Annotated in this window: 21 protein-coding genes, 1 tRNA gene and 1 riboswitch; of the genes, 10 read left to right on the forward strand and 12 right to left on the reverse strand. The window is 35.4% G+C overall.

Annotated elements, in window-relative coordinates; translation table 11 throughout:
* Positions 1–141: 141 nt before the first annotated feature.
* A tRNA-Leu gene (locus ACY2V1_RS04580) sits at positions 142–226 on the forward strand.
* Positions 227–263: 37 nt separating this feature from the next.
* Here the strand turns inward: ACY2V1_RS04580 and ACY2V1_RS04585 are convergent.
* The 8 genes from ACY2V1_RS04585 to nadA form a co-directional block, all read right to left on the reverse strand.
* Positions 264–1337 (reverse strand): murein hydrolase activator EnvC family protein, encoded by a 1074-nt coding sequence (locus ACY2V1_RS04585; RefSeq protein WP_461833621.1) that lies wholly within the window; start codon positions 1335–1337, stop codon positions 264–266.
* 2 nt (positions 1338–1339) lie between these two features.
* Positions 1340–1993: an endonuclease III domain-containing protein gene (locus ACY2V1_RS04590; protein WP_461833622.1), complete on the reverse strand. Its 654-nt coding sequence runs from the start codon at positions 1991–1993 to the stop codon at positions 1340–1342.
* A 2-nt stretch (positions 1994–1995) separates the two neighbouring features.
* Positions 1996–2838: a 50S ribosomal protein L11 methyltransferase gene (locus tag ACY2V1_RS04595; protein ID WP_461833623.1), complete on the reverse strand. Its 843-nt coding sequence runs from the start codon at positions 2836–2838 to the stop codon at positions 1996–1998.
* Entirely contained in the window at positions 2835–4037 is a 1203-nt protein-coding gene (locus tag ACY2V1_RS04600; RefSeq protein WP_461833624.1) for an aspartate aminotransferase family protein, read from the reverse strand. The genes ACY2V1_RS04595 and ACY2V1_RS04600 overlap by 4 nt, the downstream gene beginning before the upstream one ends.
* A 187-nt stretch (positions 4038–4224) precedes the next feature.
* A complete protein-coding gene (locus ACY2V1_RS04605) occupies positions 4225–5142 on the reverse strand; it encodes a methylenetetrahydrofolate reductase (protein WP_461833625.1) in 918 nt (305 codons plus the stop codon).
* Between the two features lie 22 nt (positions 5143–5164).
* On the reverse strand, positions 5165–6016 hold the full coding sequence (locus ACY2V1_RS04610; RefSeq protein WP_461833626.1) for a zinc dependent phospholipase C family protein: 852 nt from the start codon (positions 6014–6016) through the stop codon (positions 5165–5167).
* Positions 6003–6392, reverse strand: a complete 390-nt coding sequence (gene tmcA, locus ACY2V1_RS04615; RefSeq protein ID WP_461833627.1) for an acidic tetraheme cytochrome c3 TmcA — start codon at positions 6390–6392, stop codon at positions 6003–6005. Before tmcA ends, ACY2V1_RS04610 begins: the two co-directional genes overlap by 14 nt.
* Before the next feature lie 182 nt (positions 6393–6574).
* A complete protein-coding gene (gene nadA / locus ACY2V1_RS04620) occupies positions 6575–7570 on the reverse strand; it encodes a quinolinate synthase NadA (RefSeq protein ID WP_461833628.1) in 996 nt (331 codons plus the stop codon).
* Between the two features lie 256 nt (positions 7571–7826).
* Between nadA and metX the strand changes: the two genes are divergently transcribed.
* The 7 genes from metX (at position 7827) to acs (ending at position 15012) form a co-directional block, all read left to right on the forward strand.
* The gene (gene metX, locus ACY2V1_RS04625; protein WP_461833629.1) at positions 7827–8975 is read left to right on the forward strand and encodes a homoserine O-acetyltransferase MetX; all 1149 of its coding nucleotides are present in this window, start codon (positions 7827–7829) and stop codon (positions 8973–8975) included.
* Between the two features lie 43 nt (positions 8976–9018).
* Positions 9019–9618, forward strand: coding sequence for a methionine biosynthesis protein MetW (gene metW / locus ACY2V1_RS04630; RefSeq protein ID WP_461833630.1), 600 nt, complete (start codon positions 9019–9021; stop codon positions 9616–9618).
* 158 nt (positions 9619–9776) lie between these two features.
* Positions 9777–9989 carry a DUF6485 family protein gene (locus tag ACY2V1_RS04635; protein ID WP_461833631.1) on the forward strand — a complete coding sequence of 71 codons (213 nt, stop codon included), beginning with the start codon at positions 9777–9779 and terminating at the stop codon, positions 9987–9989.
* Positions 9989–10963, forward strand: a complete 975-nt coding sequence (locus tag ACY2V1_RS04640) for a GAF domain-containing protein (protein WP_461833632.1) — start codon at positions 9989–9991, stop codon at positions 10961–10963. The genes ACY2V1_RS04635 and ACY2V1_RS04640 overlap by 1 nt, the downstream gene beginning before the upstream one ends.
* A gap of 6 nt (positions 10964–10969) precedes the next feature.
* Positions 10970–12001, forward strand: a complete 1032-nt coding sequence (locus ACY2V1_RS04645; RefSeq protein WP_461833633.1) for a rod shape-determining protein — start codon at positions 10970–10972, stop codon at positions 11999–12001.
* Between the two features lie 24 nt (positions 12002–12025).
* On the forward strand, positions 12026–12820 hold the full coding sequence (locus ACY2V1_RS04650; RefSeq protein WP_461833634.1) for an inositol monophosphatase family protein: 795 nt from the start codon (positions 12026–12028) through the stop codon (positions 12818–12820).
* 41 nt (positions 12821–12861) lie between these two features.
* The gene (acs, locus tag ACY2V1_RS04655; protein ID WP_461833635.1) at positions 12862–15012 is read left to right on the forward strand and encodes an acetate--CoA ligase alpha subunit; all 2151 of its coding nucleotides are present in this window, start codon (positions 12862–12864) and stop codon (positions 15010–15012) included.
* A gap of 91 nt (positions 15013–15103) precedes the next feature.
* On the opposite strand, the gene ACY2V1_RS04660 is transcribed toward acs, so the two are convergent.
* On the reverse strand, positions 15104–16249 hold the full coding sequence (locus tag ACY2V1_RS04660) for an LbtU family siderophore porin (protein ID WP_461833636.1): 1146 nt from the start codon (positions 16247–16249) through the stop codon (positions 15104–15106).
* A gap of 170 nt (positions 16250–16419) precedes the next feature.
* A riboswitch (cobalamin riboswitch) is annotated at positions 16420–16695 on the reverse strand.
* A gap of 240 nt (positions 16696–16935) precedes the next feature.
* Here ACY2V1_RS04660 and ACY2V1_RS04665 point away from each other — a divergent pair.
* Positions 16936–17454: a tetratricopeptide repeat protein gene (locus tag ACY2V1_RS04665; RefSeq protein WP_461833637.1), complete on the forward strand. Its 519-nt coding sequence runs from the start codon at positions 16936–16938 to the stop codon at positions 17452–17454.
* A gap of 83 nt (positions 17455–17537) precedes the next feature.
* Entirely contained in the window at positions 17538–17930 is a 393-nt protein-coding gene (locus tag ACY2V1_RS04670; protein ID WP_461833638.1) for a hypothetical protein, read from the forward strand.
* Here the strand turns inward: ACY2V1_RS04670 and ACY2V1_RS04675 are convergent.
* From ACY2V1_RS04675 to ACY2V1_RS04685, 3 genes are read right to left on the reverse strand one after another with little or no spacing between them, the layout of a single operon-like run.
* Positions 17923–18075 carry a hypothetical protein gene (locus ACY2V1_RS04675; protein WP_461833639.1) on the reverse strand — a complete coding sequence of 51 codons (153 nt, stop codon included), beginning with the start codon at positions 18073–18075 and terminating at the stop codon, positions 17923–17925. The genes ACY2V1_RS04670 and ACY2V1_RS04675 overlap by 8 nt on opposite strands.
* Positions 18076–18093: 18 nt before the next feature.
* Positions 18094–19002, reverse strand: a complete 909-nt coding sequence (gene sppA / locus ACY2V1_RS04680; RefSeq protein ID WP_461833640.1) for a signal peptide peptidase SppA — start codon at positions 19000–19002, stop codon at positions 18094–18096.
* Complete coding sequence (locus tag ACY2V1_RS04685) at positions 18992–20650, reverse strand: 30S ribosomal protein S1 (protein ID WP_461833649.1); 1659 nt, start codon at positions 20648–20650, stop codon at positions 18992–18994. The genes sppA and ACY2V1_RS04685 overlap by 11 nt, the downstream gene beginning before the upstream one ends.
* Positions 20651–20805: the final 155 nt, after the last annotated feature.

Consider the following 20805-nt stretch of genomic DNA (forward strand, 5'->3'; position numbering starts at 1 on the left):
TATAACTTTGTCAAAATTTCCAAAAATCCATAATATAAATATATGCTCCAGTAAAGCCATACAATATGGGCTAGATAAATTTTAGTAAAAAATCTAGACTTGACACTCGCATTTTAATAAAATATAAGCATAAAAAGTTAAGCCGGGGTGGCGGAATTGGAAGACGCACGGGACTCAAAATCCCGCGGGCCCTGCGCCCGTGAGGGTTCGACTCCCTCCCCCGGCATTTTGTTTTGGAGAAAACAGTGAATCATGATCTGTCCTCACTTCTTAAGCCACTTAATTGGATTTAACGTGTTTTTGCCTTTTCTGATCTCAAAATAAAGTCCATATGTCCTTACAAAGGGAGAAAAGCCAACTTCACCAATTGGTACAGAACCTTCAACCATTTGACCCATTTTAACAAAGACCTTAGAGAGAAATGCATAAAGGGTGTAATAACCATCTCCATGATATATGATAACAACATTTCCAAAACCCCTTAGTTTGTCCTGGAATACGATTTTTCCAGAAAAACATGCTTTTACTTTTGATCCTTTCGGGGCATAAATAACAATACCCTTTTTTATTTTTTTTATCTTTTGAGCTTTTACAGGATAAGGAAGTAATCCTTTTGCATTTGTGAAGTTTCTGGTTTTTAATAGCCTTAAGTTATATTTTAGCTTCTCAACAGTCTCTATTATTTTTTCTATTTGTTTCTCTTTTTTGATAGACAAGGCCCGCACATTTTGAAGCTTTGAAAACAACACCATTTTTTCTTTTAATAGTTCATCTTTTTGCCCCTCAATTTTTTCAGTCTGTAATTTTATTTTTGCTTTAAGTGATTCTAATTTTTTTTGTTGACTTTCTAACTGTTTTTGCTTTTTTCTTATCTCTTTTAATTTATTGTTGTATGCTTGGTAAATATATTCTAGCCATATATATCTTAGATGGATATCTTTAAAATCTTGTGGGGTTGATAAATAGAATTTGCGCAAGTATGTATCCCACATCATATTTAAAATTTTATATAAATATTCTGAGTTAAATTTAATATCTTTTTGAAGGGATATAATCTCTTTTTTTAGAGAACTCTCTCTTTTTTGCAAATTGATAAGATTTTCATTATTCTTTTTTAGAGATATTTTAATCCTCTCTATATTTTTTTCTATTTTTAATATTTCATTATAAATCTTTTTTTCTTTTTGTTTTAATTTTTTTAGTTCTTTTTGTCTTTTAGTAAGCTCTGATTTTTTTTGTATTAATTGTCTTTTGTAGGGATCATTAAATGCTTGAGATGTATGAGGTAAAATTAAGAAAATAAGAAATATAATAAATAGATAATTTTTTTTTGTCATATTTAATCATTGCCAGATAAAGGACAGGTATTACAATCTGCTTTTTTCTTTTTACACCATTTTTTTCCTACTCTAACTATTAATGCATGAAATTCTTTATATATATGGATATCTTTTGGCAGGTTCTGCATGCAAAATTCTTGCAATTCCTCGTATGATATCTGGTCTTCTATCAAATCATGTCTATTAAATATCCTATGGGTATAAGCATCAACTACAAATATTTCTTTTTCAAACCCATATAAAAGCATTGAATCTGCTGTTTCTGGACCTATGCCTTTAACACTTAATAGTTTGTTCCTCAAATCATAAAGTGAATACTCCTTTAATTTTTCTATTTCAAAGTTTACTTCCTGTTTTAAGAACAAAAGAAAATTTTTCAGTCTATTTGTTTTGATTCTAAAATAGCCAGCAGGTCTTATGAGTTCTGCTAATTGCTCATTATCTAAGAAAAATAGCCTTTCAGGACTGAGTAAATTATTGGCCTTTAGGTTAGATATGGCCTTTTCTACATTATTCCAATTTGTATTTTGTGTTAAAATAGCTCCTACACATATTTCAAAAATCGTATCACCTGGCCACCAATAACTTGGTCCAAGTGTGTCGTACAAAACACTAAACATTTTATTAAGGATTATTTTGTCGTCCTCACCCATTCCTATTTCCTTTGAAATGTTGTTGATGACCGTTCCCCTTCCTGGAAAATCTCCACAACACTAAAATGGGACTTATAAGAGTGTATGACTCTATTTTCTTGTTCATTTAAAATCCCAGATATTATAATAATTCCCTTTTCATTTAAAAGGGATACAAAATCATTTTTTAGATCAAGGATAGGATCCAGTAAAATATTTGCCATTATCAATCTAAACTTTTTTTCTTTTTTTAAAGAATTAGTTGTGCCAATAAAAAAACAAGGGAAATCTAATCCATTTAACTCAATATTTTTTTTGAAATTTTTCATGACAACCTTATCTATATCCAGGGCAACGCCTTTAAGACCGAGCAGGGTACCAGCTATTGTTAAAATGCCTGATCCTGTTCCAACATCAAGAAAGGTATCTTTTGTTTTTATAAAACCTTTTTTGTGGACTTTTAACAAAGAGATGAGGCAGAGTTTTGTGGTTGGATGGTGACCAGTGCCAAATGCCATTTCAGGATAGATGTAAATGGGAATTTGCCCTGCAGATAGGCCAATTTTCCCTTTGTTCCATGAGGGAATTATTTTAAATTTTCCTACCTCAATTGGCTTGAAATATTTTTTCCATTCCTTTGACCAGTCTAAGTCAAAATATTTTATAATCTCTACTTGGGCGCCTTTGAACTTTGTCTTTATTTTTTCTGAAAAATCCTCTGCACCATCTAAGGAGTCAAAATATATTTTTATTAAATTTTTCTCTTCTTCCCATCCCCAAGAGATGTTTTCAGCTAAAAATAACTCCAAATCTGCTATTAACCTGGGATCAATTTTTATGTTTAGCACAAAATATACTTTTTTCATAATTTACTTAAAATATCATCAAGGGTGTTAGAAAATGCTTTAATTTCTTCCTCCTTTATTATTAAAGGTGGTAGCAAACGCAAGGTTGAGCCTTGGGTCAAATTCACGATAAATCCTTTATCTATAATTGTATCAAAGACCTTTTTTGCGTCCACCCCAGGTGTTAGTTCAATCCCAAGCATAAGTCCAATACCTCTAACTTCTTTTATTAACCTGGGATATTTGTCTTGTAATCTTTTGAATTCAGATAAGGCAAATTCGCCTATTTTTTTTGCCCTGTCTATCAAATTGTCTCTAAAGATAATTTCAAGGACTTTTAAGGCAGCCATACAGACAACTGGTCCTCCACCAAAGGTAGTAGCGTGGGTACCAGGCCCAAATGCTTTTGCAACTTCCTCTGTTGCCATCATTGCACCTATGGGAAGCCCATTTGCCAGGGCCTTGGCACAACTAATTATGTGGGGTTTTACATTATAATGCTCAAAACCCCACATCTTTCCTGTCCTGCCAATCCCGGTTTGGATCTCATCTACAATAAATAAAAGGCCCTTTAGCTTACACAACTCTTCTATACCTTTGACAAAATCTATTTCAAGAGGTCTGATGCCGCCCTCACCCTGGATGACCTCTATCATAATTGCAGCAGTCTTATTATTAATTTTTCCCTCAATATCTTTTAAATCATTTGGTTTTGCATGGACAAAGCCAGGAACAAGGGGCTCAAAACCCTCCTTAATTTTCTCCTGCCCTGTAGCACTCATAGTTGCAAAGGTGCGACCATGAAAAGACCCTTCAAGGGTTATTGTTTCAAATTTATCTTGATTTTTTATGTTTTTAAAATACCTACGGGCAAGTTTTATACATGCTTCATTTGCTTCTGCGCCTGAGTTACAAAAAAATACCTTGGACATGTGAGATGTTGTATTAATTAACTTCTCTGCCAAGTCTATTTGCTCTTTTGTGTAAAAGAGATTACTAACGTGCACCAGTTTTTTGGCCTGCTCTGAAATTGCCTTTCCAATTTCCATATTTGCATGTCCAAGATTACATACTGCAATTCCGGCCAAAAGATCAGTATATTCTTTTCCATTAAAATCATATAATTTTGTACCCTGTCCCCTTTTTATCTCAATGGGATACCTTGCATAAGTATTAAATAAAAATTTGTTTTCCCGTTCCTTAAGAATAGAGTGTTCCATGGATAAAACTCCTGTTTGATAATTTGGCCTTGATTTGAATAAAATTAAAACAGGAGGTCAAGACAAAATTGTCTTGCCTCCTTTACCTGGAATTTTCTAAGTGCAATGTATATTTCAAGAATTAGCCTGAGCTTTTTACATATTTCCCAAAACCCAGGCCAATTAATTAAGAGCTGGGTAAAATCTTTTATACTTGCGGTCTTGGAAGGAGATTTGCCATTTCAGCTATTTCAGGAACTCTGTGTTCCCATTCAATGGCCATTAGGTGTACTCCTGCAATTCCCTTCATCTCCTTAAATTCTTCTATCATCTCAACAGCAATCTTTATCCCTTCCTTGGACTGCTCTTTTTTGGGAACTCCTTTTAGCCTTTTGATTATCTCGTCTGGAACATCCATACCAGGGACCTTTGTCTGCATGTACTTGGCCATACCAACGCTCTTCATTGGAGTTATTCCAGCAAGGATATAGACCTTTTCTGTAAGTCCCATATCATTTGCCTGTTTTACCCATTCCCTCATTCTCTTCATATTATAAATACACTGGGTCTGAATAAACTGGGCACCAGCTTCAATTTTTTTTGCAAGTCTATGAATTCTCCACTCTAAGGGCTCAGCAAAGGGATTTGCTGCAGCACCTATAAACATTTCCTTAGGTGCACCATCTAAGTCTGCCCCAGATAAGAATTTTTCATCATCCCTCATTTTTTTTACTGTAGATATTAGTTGAATAGAATCAATGTCAAATACGCCCTTTGCAAAGGGATGATCACCAAACTGTTGATGATCTCCTGAAAGACACAGAATATTCCTTATACCATGGGCATAAGCACCCAGTATATCTGCCTGCATTGCAAGTCTGTTCCTATCCCGGCAAACCATCTGATAAACAGGCTCAAGGCCTTCTTGTAATACCAAAAGTGATGTTGCCCAACTGGACAGCCTCACAACTGCTGTCTGGTTATCAGTTATATTAACTGCATCCACCACTCCCTTTAAATAAGAAGCCTTTTTTTTGACCGCATCTACATTAACGCCCCTTGGAGGGCCAAGTTCTCCAGTTAAGGCAAAATGACCTTGTTCTAAAATTTTTTTCAACTTGCTCATGGCCTTACCCACTTTTTTAGGTTTAAAGGTTTAGAATATCCATTGACGGAACAAAGAACGGTACCACTCCCTTGTGTTTATTTTTAAAAGAAAATTTATTGCTTAGTTTTGCTACTTTTAAATGCTTAAATCCCATTGGATCATAATTAATAAGACTTGATTTTTCTTGTTTATTTAAAATCTCTATTGTCAATTTTTTAGACATATCTAACATATCTATGACATAATCCCATGAGCTATGGAGTTTTTTTTCAATCATACCCCTATTTATTTCTTTAGATGCAGATCTAAAAAAATTTAAAGATATACCCTTTTTAAATAGCATCTTCTTTATTTTAAAAGTTGATTTTTTATTTTTTATTGTATTTATGAGCTGTAGATCTACATCTTTAAAATTTCGATTCATAATATCTTTTAAAATACTTGCCTCCACATTCAAAGACCTATCTATTAGACCTTCAATTAAAACGTGAAAAATTTTCCCTCGATTTAATTTAAATAATTGTAACATATTTGGAACAAAATAATTATGGGCTATTACATCAGATGCCAGATGGGATAAATACCCTAAAGAATATGATTTAACTCGTATATCATTTGATTTTAAGAGACTAAATCCCGTATTCCAATTGTGTGTTGGGGCCTTTGATATTTTTTTCCCCTTTCCAATTAACACATCAGGACTTATACAACCATACAAAAAATAATGGGGATACTTTAAGATAATATCTGTCACCTGGGACATGAGTAAATTCAAATTATCAAATATATAGAGACCAATCGATATATGTGATGCTGGCCCCCATGCAAATGCATTTATTGGTGAAAAAACTGCAATAAAAATAACAAGAAACAACAACTTATTTTTTGACATGACATTCACCACAGGCAAGAGGTCCTTTTTTCCTTTTTTTATGACACGTGATACACTGTTTGTGGTATGCATCCATTAAGGGTGTCATATCTGCCGTAGTCTTTTTTACTTTATGGCACTCAGAACAACCTTGACCTACGCTCATTGCCCCTTCAACCAGTTTCCCATTTTCATATACATGATGACAAATAGAACAGTCATAGAGTTCTGCCTTTTCATTGTGCTTGTCATGGACAAATACAGCAGGGGGTCTCTGATAGGTCTTAAAAGCTGGAGATTTTATAAACTTCATATTCTCTTGAGCAAAACATAATAAACTATAAACACAAAAAAGACCTAAGAAAAAAATCAGTCTTAATGATATTTTTTGTTTCATGTATGTGCCCCTTTTTTGTTCACCTAAGTTTGTCAAAAACTTTTGAAAAATTAGTTTTTATTTAATAAAAGTAAAAGTAAGCACCTTCTTTCAAATCAAAAAGCGTCAGCTTATCTAACAAAAAAAACTAAAACATACAAGTTAAAAAAACTATTTTTAAGATATCAGATTGCACAAATATTTTATTTACATACATCTAGCATCTTTGATATAGCTATTCTGGCCAGCTCTTTAGTCTTAGTATCTACTTTGACCTGTTTATAGGTGTCTAAACTTTCTAATAATGACAACAGATTGGATTCATTTATCATCTCCATGTATCTGCAGCAAGTGGTATGTAGTGGAAATATTTCCTTATCCCCATGTTGTTTTTTTAATCGGTTAACCAGATTTATCTCAGTGCCTATAACTATTTTGCTCCCTTTTGGCTGGTTTTGTACATATTTTATAATTTTTGAAGTTGACCCCCATGCATCAGCATCATTTACCACTTCTGGGGTACACTCGGGGTGAACAATAATTTTTGCATCTGGCTTACGTTTTTTAAAATGATAAATATGTTCTTTTCTAAAATTTAGGTGCACATCACAATATCCTGGCCACACATACAATTTGTATTTTTTGTTAAAAATATCATCGTCTAAATAAGATATCTCCTCATCATCAATCTCCAAAGCCTTTGCAGTATTGAGTGCTAAATTTCTGTCTGGTAAAAAAAGTACTCCATCGCTATTTTCCAATGCCCATTTTAACATAGTTACTGAATTTGCTGATGTACAGACGCTTCCTCCAAATTTTCCACAAATAGCCTTAACTTTTGCTGAAGTATTTACATATGCAATTGGTATAATCTTCCTCTTTTGATTTAATTTAGTCAAAGTAATCTCTATTAATTTTGCAGGAGCAAGGTCTGCAAGGGTACACCCAGCTTTTTTTACAGGAATAAAAACCTGTTGAGACTCATTTGCCAAAATAGCTGTGGACTCTGCCATGAAATAAACCCCACACATAACTATGTATTTGGCCTTTAGTGAAGGAACTTTTCTTGCCAATTCTAAAGAATCTCCAATAAAATTTGCATGTCTTACAATTTCGTCATTTTGATAGTGATGGGCTAAAATACATAGTTCATCTTTTAATTCATCTTTTATCTTGAGAATTTTATCTGAAAGTGTCATGTTTATCTCTCCTTGTTTTTGTATTTTCTTGAATATCAAGGTTCAGTTTGATATCCTTTGTTGGTTGGCCTAAATTTATGAAAATTTTCTTTACAGAGTTAGGCTCCTTGTTCCATGTAATGGTTATTTTTATTTGACACTAACAACAAACTTTTTGGTCCACCTTGAGAGGAGTAGATAAAAAACAGTTTTATCTGTCACAAATTATGCGAAAAATCAAGCCATGGAGACCATTGTTTAGAAGTAATGGAATAATATGGATATAGTTAAAAACTCCGTAGGATTAGTCAAAAAGCAATTTTTTACTTTTGCAGAGCCACCCAATGAATTTATCTTTGAAAATGGCCAAAAATTAGGACCTATTACCCTTGCGTATGAAACTTATGGGACTTTAAATAGGCACAAGACCAATTGCATACTTGTGTTGCACGCATTAACAGGTGATTCCCATGCTGCAGGGTATTACAGCGAAGATAGCCCAACACCTGGATGGTGGGAAAATATGATTGGTCCATCAAAGGCCATTGATACAAATAAATTTTTTGTAGTGTGCTCCAATGTAATTGGTGGTTGTATGGGCTCAACAGGTCCTGGCTCAATTGATCCAAAGACAAATAAGCCCTATGGATTAAGGTTCCCGTTAGTAACCATTGGGGATATGGTTAGGGCACAAAAAAAACTTATTGAGCATCTAAAAATAGATAGAATTCTTGCAGTAATTGGTGGCTCCATGGGAGGTATGCAAGCCCTTGAGTGGAGTGTGAGATACCCTGAGATGGTCAATGGGGCAATTTTGATTGCTACTACTTCAAAACATTCAGCAATGGCCATAGCCTTTAATGAAGTAGCAAGACAGGCAATTATGAACGATCCCAATTGGAATAATGGTGACTACTATAATTCTGTCCCTCCTGTACACGGACAGGCAGTGGCCAGGATGATAGGCCATGTTACTTATCTGTCAGATACCGCGCTTAGAAAAAAATTCGATAGAAACATACAAAAAGGATTTCATCCAACTAGTAATTTTGAAACCAATTTTCAGGTATCCAATTATCTTAAGTATCAAGGAGAAAAATTTGTTAATAGATTTGATGCAAATTCGTTTTTGTATCTAACCCGTGCAACTGATTATTTTAATCTGGCTGAGACCCATGGAGAGGGGTCCATTGTCCTGGCGCTTTCAAAGGCAAAGGCAAAATTTCTAGTTGTTTCCTTTAGTTCAGACTGGCTATATCCCACTTACCAGTCAAAAGAAATGGTAAAGGCAATGAAAAAAAATGGAATTGAGGTAAACTTTTGTGAGATCCAAATAGACTATGGACACGACTCATTTTTAGTTCCCAATCCAAAATTATCCAGTTTGGTAAAGGCATTTTTGGAAAAACTTTCTTCTGAGATTTAAATGAAAATATATTTTACGTTTGTACTTAAATGGATCGTCAAAAATGAGATTTGACTTAAAGACTATAGCCAGATGGGTTAAGCCAGGAAGTAAGGTACTGGATTTAGGATGTGGTAATGGTGTGTTACTTGAATATTTAATACAGCAAAAAGATGTCAAGGGCACTGGGATTGAGATTGATGAGGAAAAAGTGACCCAGGGAATTTTAAAAGGGGTGAATGTAATTCAGGGTGATATAAATGAGGAAATTTTAGATTATGCGGATCAAACCTTTGACTATGTGATTTTATCCCAGACCTTACAACAGGTGACTCGTCCAGCCTGGCTTATATCTGAGATGCTAAGAGTTGGAAGAAAAGGGATTGTGAGTTTCCCAAATTATAGCCATTACAAAAACAGGATCTACTTTTTTTTTAAAGGTCGGGCGCCAATATCCAAGGAACTTCCTTATGAGTGGTTTGACACCCCAAATATCAGGAGGATTAGTATTACGGATTTTAGGAGGTTTTGTGAAATATTTGGTTTTAAGATTGAGAGGGAAATGAATATTAGTACGTATCACCACGAAGACCATGGAAAGGTGGTCAAATTTTTCCCAAACTTATTTGCAATTTATGGGATATTTATGCTTACAAAAAAATAAAAATATGTTCATAATCATCTTTTTTTGTGTACTGACTGTGCCAGATTTTCACCTTGACCTACTATATTTAATCCCTTAAAAATTTATGTCGTATCCAACCAATGGGTCCTGCCTTAAGTCCAAGTTTAACTAAGTCCTTAGAAAAAGGAGATGTGGACATGGAAAAAAAAGAAAAGTGCCCAAGATATAAACTAAATTCCGAGACATGCAATTGCACTTATCCATCCTGTCCAAGGCATGGAATTTGTTGCGAATGTATCAGGTATCATAGACAGAGAGGAGAGCTCCCAGCGTGTTATTTTACAGAAGAAGAGGAAAAAACTTATAACAGAAGTATAGAATTTTATTTTCAAAGAAGGTTTAAAAAATAATGAATCCTCCGTGTTTTTTTGAATGTTTACTTAAATGTGTAAGCAGTGTATTTGAGGGATATACCAGTGTCCTTTATCTAAAAGACGCTGGGTCTCAATATAGAATGGTTTCGTATTTTAGTCTGGGAGATAATGTTGATAAAACATCTATTGTAGTGAAAGGAAAGGGTATCTTAGGCTGGATTTTGAAAAATAAAAAGGCCTTGGTTATTAATGATTTTTCTAGGGAAAAAAGAAGGCTCTGCTATTATTTAAAAGGAGAAGAAGATAAAGTAAAATCCTTTATGGGAGTCCCCTTAAAAGGAAAAAGGGGAGTCATTTGTGTTGACAGCAAAAAAACATATACATTTACGCCAAAGGACCAAAAAATACTTAGTCAATTTGCTGAGTTGATTTCTGTTTTTTTAGAAGAAAGGGATAAAGTTATTAATTATTCAGAAACTGAAAAATTTTATAATGGTCTAAAACTCATATGTAGTTTAAAAGAAAAATATCCCAAGTGGGACGAATATCTAAAGAATATGTTAGAGATTTTGTGTTTGTACACTGGCTTCTTATATTGTATCTTTGCTACAAGAGATGAGAGGGGAGAAGGCTATCATCTTGAAAAGATGAGTGACATTATAGCAGGTTTAGAAGGGTATCGAGGCAAAAAATTTCGCATAAATAGCGGACTTGTTGGGTGGGTTTTTAAAAATCACAAGGCCATTATTTTAAGCGATGACCAAGACCAGAGGCCAGTTGGTTCCCTTGTTGGGACTTCCAATCAGGGAGAGAAATTCAAGACAATAGTGTGTTTACCCATAATAGTTAATTTAAAGACCAGAGGAGTTCTGGTTTTTTTAGATCGTGAAAAGAGGACTATAACCCAGCCCATGTCTGAATTTTTTCAACTCTTAATTAATCATTTATCGTTGTTTTTAGAAAATTTATACCTTAAAAACAAATTAAGGAACAGAAAGAAAGGAAGGTAGGTTGGCATGTTTTTTAAAAAGCTTCTCAATTTTTTTGGCAAAGACCTGGCCATGGATTTAGGGACCGCAAATACCCTTTTATATACAGCAAGAGATGGGATCGTGCTTAATGAGCCATCAGTAGTGGCATTGAATGCAAGGACATCAAAAGTCCTGGCTGTAGGTGCAGAGGCAAAGGAATTTTTAGGCAGGACTCCTGAAAAGATTAGGGCTGTGAGGCCTTTAAAAGATGGTGTAATTGCAGATTTTGAAGTAACCAAGATAATGATTTCATATTTTATAAAAAAGGTGATTAAGGGACTTCAACTGGTTAAACCCAAAATGGTAATTTGTGTACCCACTGGGATTACCCAGGTGGAGATGCGTGCTGTTATAGAATCAGCTCAGCAAGCAGGCGCTAGAGAAGTAAAACTCATTGAAGAACCAATGGCTGCTGCAATAGGGGCTCAACTTCCAATTGAAAAGCCAAAAGGGAATATGGTTGTTGACATTGGCGGTGGAACTACTGAAGTGGCTGTTATTTCCCTGTCTGCTGTTGCATATTCAGAATCTGTTAGGGTTGCTGGAGATGAATTGAATGAGGCCATACAGAGATATTTAAAAGAAGAATATAAGGTCTTAATAGGAGAAAATCTAGCAGAACATATTAAAATAAACCTAGGATCAGCATATTATGAACCAACAGAGGAGTTGAAAGTTATGAAGGTGACAGGGAAAAATATTATGAACGGAGCCCCTGTGATGATTGAATTAACAGAAGAAGAAATAGCCCATTGCATAAAAGAGCCTGTGGACATAATTGTGGATTCTGTTATTAGAGCACTTGAAAAAACATCTCCCCAGCTTGTGGCAGACGTGGCGCAAAACGGAATATTATTAGCTGGTGGTGGCGCCCTTTTAAAGGGCCTTGATAAATTAATAATGAGGAGGGCAAATATTAATGTAGTTGTTGATGAGGATCCCTTAACAACTGTTGTTAGGGGAACTGGTATTGCAATGGAAAATGAGAAGGCCTATGCACAGGTTTTCATCAATTAGATAAAAAAATAGAGAAAAACAATTATGGATACAAAGAAATTAAAATTTATTTTAGAGAGGACTATAGAAATTGTTGTTTCTGCAGGAAAATTTATAAAAAATTCTTTTGGCAAAGAGTTAGATATAAGACATAAGGGAGAAATTGACCTTGTCACAGAAATAGATGTAGCAGTGGAAAATAAACTGAAAAAAGAACTCAGAAAAATAGTTGATGGGGATTTTCTGGCAGAGGAATCAGCCTCATCAACTGAAATAGGCACAGGACCTATATGGATTGTGGATCCTTTAGATGGAACCACAAATTTTGCCCACTCACTCCCCATGGTTGCTACGTCTGTGGCCCTGTGGTGGAATAAAGAAGTAGTCTTGGGTGTTATCAATCTACCCATAATTGGTGAGGTGTTTTCAGCTTACAAAGGTGGGGGGGCATATTTAAACTCAAAAAAGATTACAGTGTCTAAAGAAAAAGAATTAAAAAACTCTCTAATTGCAACGGGATTTCCCTATAATATAAAAGAAAAGATAGACGAAGTCATTCCACCAGTTAAATCTGTTCTTAAATCCTGTCAGGGACTGAGGAGAATGGGAGCTGCAGCAATAGACCTTGCATATGTGGCGTGTGGTAGATTGGAAGGATTTTTTGAACAGGGATTAAAACCCTGGGATATTGCAGCTGGCCTGCTTATTGTCAAAGAAGCAGGGGGTATGGTTACTGAATATTCTGGATATCCCATCTCTCTATATTCTCCCAATATACTTGCCTCAAATGGGATCATTCATTCCCAACTCTCTCAGTTGATTTTGGACAAAAAAATATAAATAAATTAAACGGATAAACAAATTATAAGGAGTAAAAAGTTATGAAAAAAGGTCTTGATGCCATATTTTCGCCAGAATCTGTGGCTGTAATAGGTGCGTCCACAACTCCTGGCAAAGTGGGCCATGATATTTTTTTAAATGTATTAAGAGGGGGATTTAAAGGGGTTATATTCCCAGTAAATCCAAAAGCCAGGTCTGTTGTAAGTGTAAAGGCCTATCCATCTATTTTAGATATTCCAGATGCTGTGGATCTCTCTTTTATTATCTTGCCTCCAAAATTGGCACTTGAAGCGGTAAAACAGTCCATAGAAAAAGAAGTGGGCGGAATAGTTATTGTTTCTGCTGGATTTAGAGAAGTGGGTGGAGAAGGCGCAAAGATAGAACAGGAAATTGCAGATATGTGCAAAGAGGCAGGTGTTCGTTTGGTAGGTCCTAATTGTCTAGGTGTTATAAATCCCCTGGATCAGGTGAGATTAAACGCAAGTTTTTCAAGAAGGATGCCTGAGTCAGGTAAGATATCTTTTATATCCCAAAGTGGGGCACTTTGTACTGCGGTTTTGGATTTTGCAGCAGATAGGGAGTTTGGCTTTTCAAAATTTATTTCCATTGGGAATAAGGCCGATGTAGATGAAGTTGATTTAATGGAGTATTTTTACAATGATCCTGACACTGAAGTGATAATGATTTATCTAGAAGAGCTCAGGCGGGCCAGGGAATTTATTGAAACTGCCAAAAAAATAACATCTGGGAACAATCCAAAACCTCTATTGGTGATAAAATCTGGTCGCACAACTGCAGGTGCAAAGGCAGCTGCATCACACACAGGTGCTATAGCTGGCTCTGATGCAGTGTATAGTGCAATATTTGATCAAACTGGAATTATAAGGGCAGAAACTATTAATGAGCTTTTTGATTATGCCACGGCATTTACATACAAAAGCGAAACCCCCCTGGGAAAGATGAGAACAAAGGTACCAGCTGGCAACAGGGTGGCTATTGTGACCAATGCAGGGGGTCCTGGAATAGTTGCCACAGACGTAACCGTCACAACAGGCCTTAATCTTGCAGAATTGACAGATGAGACAAAGGAAAAACTAAAGAAATTTCTTCCGCCAACTGCAAATATCCACAATCCCATTGATGTAATTGGTGATGCCACCTCAGATAGATATGAAAATGCACTCAGGACTGTTGTCTTTGACCCAAATGTAGATGGAGTACTTGTTATTTTAACACCACAATCCATGACAGATGCAAAGGCAACTGCTGAGGCAATTGTCAGAGTAGCATCTACTACTAACAAGCCAATAGTATCATGCTTTATGGGTGTAGTGGATGTTTCTCCTGGCGTACATTATCTCCAGGAACACGGCTATCCAGTATTCAGTTTTCCAGAAAATGCTGCAAAGGCCTTAGGTGCCTTGTATAAGTTCAATAGCTGGCTCCATAGGGAGACCTATGAGGAAATAGAAATTCAAGTTGACCCACAAAAAGCAAAGGAACTTATCCAGGGTTATATTGAAAAGGACAGCACAAGACTAACTGAACTCCAATGCAGAGATCTGTTAAGGGCATATAATTTTGATATCTTACCAATGGAGCTTGCTAAAAGTGAAGATGAGGCTGCTAAAATAGCAAATGAGATAGGGTTTCCAGTTGTTTTAAAGATAATGTCTCCTGATATCTTGCATAAATCAGATGCCAAAGGTGTACTTGTAAATCTGACCACAGATAAAGAAGTTAAAGAAGGATTCAAAGAAATAATAAGCAATGGTCTTAAATACAAAAAAGAGGCAAGGATAGATGGTGTATTGGTACAAAAAATGGCCCCTAAAGGGGTGGAATGCATAGTTGGTGCTACTAGATACCCAAGATTCGGACCCCTTGTAATGTTTGGTTTTGGTGGAATTTTTGTGGAAGTATTTAAGGATGTATCCTTTAGAATAGCTCCTTTAACAAGGGGAGATGTAAGGAGAATGGTTCAAGACATAAAGGCGTATAAACTCCTTACAGGCTTTAGGGGGGATAAGAAAAAAGATATATATGCAGTTGAGAAAGTAATAATGAAAGTCTCCCGGCTAATGGAAAACCATCCAGAAATCCAGGAACTGGACATAAATCCGTTGATTGTCCATGATGAAGGATTGGGGGTATCTGTTGCTGATTGCAGGATTATTTTAAATAAGGATTAGACAAAAAAAGGGACCTGAATTCGCCATAAGGGAGGATTATTTTTCACATAACGAATCCAGGTCCTGTATATAAAAGAGTGCTTTGGGCTTGCTAAAATTCAAGGTGCAACTGTGTTGTCACTGTATGGGCATCTTCATCTGTACCACCTTCATTTAAATCATAATCTTGGTCATATGCATATTCAATTGCCAGGGACAAATTTTCCAGCAAAGAAACTGTTATACTTCCTATATACCTTGATTTAGGCATCTCAAGTGCCACAGCCTCATCTGTTCCCTGATATCCTACGGCGAAAGTGGTATCATAATTAAATAAATTTAAGGTATATCCTGCTTCAATATTCCATGCCCTTGGCTTTGCCCCATGATTTTTAAAATCAAGCTCTCCTTTCTTAAAGCTCTCAACTGCACCTGCATAGCTTGCATAAATTGTTACACCTTGAAAGTCAACAGCTAAATTTCCACATAATGCACCAATATAGTCATCAATGGTACCTGGGACTGTATCTGAAATGGTATCGCTATCAGCAATGTTATTGAGGTATCCACCCCATGCAGTAAAGGACACACCATTAAATTCCCCTGAATAACCTCCATAAATTGAAAATTCATCTAGATGATTTAGATCGTCATTAACATTATCCTCTTTATCTACATCTCCATTAAAGATAGAACCTTCTAAGAAAAAACCATTTTTCTCAAATCCCAAGGAAAGGGCAGATTCGTTTATTTCAGCAAGCTCCAATGTTAAGGGATCAGAGATCATATTGGTATCAAATTCCCCAAGGGGAAGGTATTGTTTCCCTGCCCTTATATAAAGGGGAAATTTTTCAGTATTGCCAATTAAAATATACGCTTCGTCAATATCCACTGGCTCTGTTTCATCCTCTTCCCATAAAAAAGTAATCTTCCCAGAAACAAAATCATTTAATTTTGCATCAACATCAAGTTGTGCAGTTGCCAATTTAATATCACTTTCCTCTGATTCATCAAAACCCTTTGCATATGAACCTTCCACTTCAATAATCCCATGTAATTCTACTTTCCCTGAAAACTTGTTTAGTACACTTTCTTTTTTTTCTTCGTTTTTCTTTGCCAGCTCAGTTTTGAGTGCTGCGAGTTCTTGTTCAAGCCTTTCAATTCTTTGCTTCAAGGCTTCATTTGAATCTGCAAAGGCAAAAGTCGAACAAACGAAAAAAAATAGGACTAATGTTGATACCGAAAAAAACTTTTTCATAAAACCATCCTCCTTTTGTGTTACTTTTTTTTATTAAATATTACAAATTTCATAACCCTAAAAAATTTTTAAGTCAAGTCTTTTTAAAAATAAAAAAATCCCTGAGATTTAAAAATCTCAGGGATTTCCCGTTTTTATCCCTATAATATCACCCCATCTCCCGAGGGCAATATTCTTTTTATTCTCAGGCAGGTCTTCTGACTCTAAGGATCATCCTACTTGCCCTGTTGAATAACCTTTTTCCTCAGGAGATTCAACAGGACTCACCCTGTTGAATAGGATTCCTCTTAGGAAATTCAACAGGGCGAGCTGCGCCTTCCCCTGGCATTTATACCAGAGTGGCATTTTGCAGCTTTCGTCCCCTTATCACAGCCGCGGGCCGGTTCCGGATTCTCACCGGATTCCCTTTTAAGCCATATAACGGCACCTGATTGGTCTTTTCTATTTTAACTTTATTTTTTTGTCAACCTCTGTAAAAATGTTACTGATTCCCTCTTGTCATGGATATTTATTATGTATAGTATCTTCCCTTATTCTTCCATATATTTGTCAATTTTTTTGACAAATATAAGACAACCAGTTAATATTTTTAATCTAATTCTGTATTATAAATTTTTACGCAAAAAACTTAGATACATATAATTTCGTTGAGATTTCATTGGGACTTAGATTAGGAGAAGATTTTTATGAAAAAGACCAGACTTAGTAGAAGAGAATTTTTATTTGGTTTTAGACAGAGATTTTCAGTGCAACCACCTCAAGCTACTTCCATTATTCATAAGGAGGCAAAAAAGGCAGATGAATATTTGGCTCATGAAAATTACAAGGATGCAAAAGAAATATACCTAAAAATGATAGAGCATAGATCAGATAATTTAGTGGCACGACAAAAATTGGCCTATTGCTATTATAAACTGGGAGATATAAAAAATGCTATGAAGGAGTTTCTTGAGCTCAGAAAAAGAGGTATAAAAAGCAATTTTACGTCTCTTTATTTGGGACTTTGTTTTGCGCATATGGGAGATATTGAAAACGCCATTAAATCCTTAAAAAATTTTTTTGACATTACCAAACCAATAGTACAAAGGGCAATAAATCTACAAATTGCACTTTATGATTCAAACATGACAAAAAAAGATGATTTAATCAACTCTATTGAGCAGGCTATAGAAGAACAAAACAAAATGGAAAATTCAACACTATAACCAGAAATGTATAAACATCTTTTACATCAAAAATACTAGTAATAAAATTAAAAAACTTCAGCTTTTGCATATAAGGAGGTCAAATGAAAAGCTTAGATATTCTAAAGAATATTGCAAAAAAGATAGCATCATTAGATGAAAGGATTGTTGAAGTCTTTATACATTCTGACTCACCAAAAGATCCTTTAAAAAGTGATGAAGTATATTTTGTATGTCATCTACTGGATCCAGAAATAACCCATAATTTAGATGCATTTGATGACAAGGGAACTATGTGGTCTCTTGAAATAACAGAGAAATTAATTCCATTTTTAGAAGAAATAAATTTTGCTCCTGAAGTTGTTATTATGCCTTTTAATTACCAGCTCTACTCACAAGGAGAATATGGACAATATTATATTACTTTATACTTAAAAGATGGATATACACCTGTTTTAGATACAGCAGATCAGATTGTAAAAGGCAATATTATTTAGACTCTTCTTTTTCAAGTTGCTGTTTTACTCTGTATATGCCAGACCCAACCATGGCAATTAAAAATGTAAATATACCCAGCACACCAAAAAATCCCTGAATTGTTGAATGGCTCATATTTTTTAAAAGCTCAATTAAAGTATGCATGTCTAAAACCTCCTTGATTTATTTTGCGTACAGGGGACATATGTAGTAAAAACCTTCTTTCAGATTTATGGGAGAGTTATTTTTCACAGATCCAAGGATCCTTTTTATTAAGGGTTCTTTTTTTTGTGGACCTTCTATTATGTCAATCTCTTCAGATATATTGCAAATTTTTTTTAGTATTTGAGTAGCCTTGTCCATATTGCCCAAATAGTCAACAAGACCTAGCTCCTTTGCCTGCATCCCTGTAAATACCCTGCCATCGGCCAGGGGTAAAATCTTTTTTTTATCCAATTTACGTCCTTTGGCCACGGCTTCCACAAACTGATCGTATAAATTATCAATCAATTTTTTTAAATATTCCCTTTGTTCTTCAGTTAGTTTTTTTAAAGGAGAGCCTGCCAATTTGAATTTACCAGTGGCAATGGACTGGTCTTCCACTCCTACTTTTTTTAAAAGCCCTTCAATAGAGATTAAATTCGCAACAACCCCAATACTCCCCGTTATTGTCCCTGGATTTGCCACAATTACCTTAGCTGCGCAGCTAATGTAATAGGCCCCTGATGCAGCCACACTCCCCATGGACACAACAACTGGCTTTACTTGATTTAATTTACGCACAGCCTCATATATTTCCTGGGACGGCGCAACTACTCCCCCAGGTGAGTTTATTCGTAAGATTACCCCAACTATATTTTTACTATTTTTTAGTGTAGTTATCCAATCTAAATACTTTCTAGAATCGGTTATAGTTCCTGAAATATTTACAACTCCAATCTTTTTTGCAGACAAAAAAGGTATAGAAAATTTGTTTTTTAAAACTGAAAAAAAGGCCATGGTGCTAATTAGCAGCACCATGGCCAAAATAATCAAAAATAGTCCAAAAATAAATGGGTGTCTCTGGCTGAATTTAGGGTTATTATTCTGCATTTTCCAATTTTTGTTTTATAAGGTCACCTAAATTAGAGCCAGCCTCTTTTTTCCGTTTCTTCTCTTCTTCTATTTTTCTCTTGGCTTCGTCTTCTAAATACTGTTTTATTGATAACCCAAGTCTTCTCTCTTCTGCGCTAACCCTAATTACCTTTGCAGTTACCTCTTGTCCAACCTTATAGAGTTCATTTGCATCCTGAATCTTTTTATCACTTGCTTCTGAAATATACACAAGACCTTCAATCCCTTCTTCCACTTCTACAAACAAGCCAAAATCAGTGATGTTAGTAATCTTTCCTGTTACATATGTCCCTTCAGGATATTTTTCTGGAATCTTCAACCATGGATCCTCGGTTAATTGTTTGATACCCAATGTAAATTTTTCATTCTCCTTATCAACAACAAGTACCTTGGCCCTGACCATGTCCCCTGGTTTGTATAGCTCACCTGGATGGTGTATCTTCTTGGTCCAGGAGATGTCAGATACGTGGATAAGGCCATCAATACCCTCTTCTATGCCAACAAATATTCCAAAATCGGTTATATTTTTTATTGGTGCCTCTAAGATGGTCCCTTCAGGATATTTTTCAGCAACTATGTCCCATGGATTAGGTCTTACCTGTTTCATGCCAAGGGAAATCCTCTTTTTCTCAGTATCAATCCCTAAAACTACCACCTCAACTTCATCTCCCAATTGCACCATCTGTGAAGGATGTTTTAGTTTTCTGGTCCAAGACATCTCTGAGATGTGTACAAGTCCTTCTACCCCTGGCTCTAATTCAACAAATACCCCATAGTCCACAATATTAGTTACTTTTCCAACGACTTTCGACCCTTCAGGATATTTTTTATGAATATCTTCCCATGGATTTGGCACAAGTTGTTTGAGACCTAAGGAGACCTTTTGCTCTTCCCTGTCATAATTTAAAACCATGAGCTCCAACGTGTCACCGAGCTGTACCATTTCTTTGGGATGTTTGATCTTTTTCCATGACATATCTGTAATGTGGAGCAGCCCATCCAGTCCACCAAGGTCAATAAACACACCATAGTCTGTAATATTTTTGACCTTTCCTTTAACAACTACTCCCTCTTTTAATGTAGAAATAAGTTCTTTTCTGCGCTTTTCCCTTTCTTCTTCTAGGATAACCCGGCGTGATACTATAACATTACTTCTCTTTCTATTTATTTTAAGTACCCTAAAATCAAATCTCTCTCCAACCAGTGCATCCATATCTGGAACAGGTCTAAGATCCACATGTGAGCCTGGCAAAAAGGCCTCAATACCAAGAACCTCTACAGTATATCCACCCTTAATCCTTTTTACGATTTTACCTGGGACATTTTGATTCTGCTCCTGGATCTTTTCCAACTCGTCCAATACCCTCATTTTTTTAGCGCGCTTATAGGAGAGAGATATGGTACCTTCTAAATCATTTTTGTGAAGAACAAATACTTCTACTTCATCCCCTTCTTTTACATCAAGATTACCGTCACTATCCTGAAACTCTTCAATTGGAATCTGTCCCTCAGATTTAAAATTTACGTCCACCAGCACTTTTTCAGGGTCAATCCTGACAACTCTGCCTTTAACAATGGTTCCATCTTCAATGTCTAGAAAATCCTTTTCTAAATAATCTTCTAGCATAGAGGAAAAACTTGCATCTTCTGCTACTGGAATTTCTCCATTTAAAAATTCACTGTGTTTAATTGGTCTTGTGTTTATCATTAATATTATACCCCCTAACCAAAATTTGTTCATTGATAGCAAAATGTTTGTTTTTAGGCAATATTATTTTCCTG

This window comes from Desulfothermus sp., assembly GCF_053993635.1.